This is a genomic window from Enterobacter cloacae complex sp. GF14B (assembly GCF_004136805.1).
Taxonomy (GTDB): domain Bacteria; phylum Pseudomonadota; class Gammaproteobacteria; order Enterobacterales; family Enterobacteriaceae; genus Enterobacter; species Enterobacter hormaechei_C.
Genome location: NZ_QFRV01000390.1, coordinates 1 through 869, shown reverse-complemented (window position 1 = coordinate 869; position 869 = coordinate 1). Strand labels below are relative to the sequence as shown.

General features: G+C 43.5%; 1 protein-coding gene. It reads left to right on the top strand.

Annotated features, from left to right (window positions below; genetic code table 11):
- Positions 1-12 precede the first annotated feature (12 nt).
- A partial coding sequence (locus tag DD606_RS25760) for a retropepsin-like aspartic protease (RefSeq protein WP_139158416.1) occupies positions 13-869 on the top strand: 857 nt, incomplete at its 3' end.

The following is an 869-nucleotide window of genomic DNA, read 5'->3' as shown; positions in this document are numbered from 1 at the left end:
CCTGACTCGATTATGATTGATGAGGAAAATCATGTGCAATCACTTGACTTAGACGGACACGAGTCTGTGATCGAGGTACCCATTAACAAATTAGGGCAGTATTTTGAAGGCGACGAGTCTAATGCGACCCTACCCATCACTACCAAGGGATTAACTATAAAGGGAATTCTTGATGGTGGTGCGGGAGTTAGCATCGTTACAAAAGATTGTTGGGAATCCATGGGAAAACCCCGCCTCAGTGTTACTAACATTGTGGTAAAGATGGCAAATGGTACCATAGCCAAACCTATGGGGATGCTCAAGGATCTTAGGATCAAAGTTCTAGGACACAAGGTACGACATACGTTCATTGTAATGGATTTCTTTAAACACCTTATGTCATATGAAATGATTTTAGGACGACCATTCATGAGGGAAGCACAAATGGTTCATGATTGGTCTAAAAATCATGTCTATTTGCAATTCCAAGACTCTGTCCTTAGAGTGGATTTGGTGACTGGTAAGGTACACCCCTTAGGGAGTAAAACCATTATTGATCATCGCTCTGACACCACAGTTCACTCGGCCCCACTACAATATTGTTACACTTGTAAGAAGGATACAGACATTGGCCAAGATTCTCCTTACATGGATGTGTTACCGGGTATGACGGAATCAGACAACGTAGACTGGGTACACCTAGCTGCAACCATAGATACCTGGGGAAATAGAGGAAACACTTGGGTCACACCAGAGGGGGAAGAGGTACCACAAATTGCACCTCTGAACATGATAAGTGCCATACATGCATCTTCTAAGGGCAAGGCAATTGTAGACCAATCTGACAGTGACACCGATAGCTCAATAGAAGACTTTGACCAACACGACTC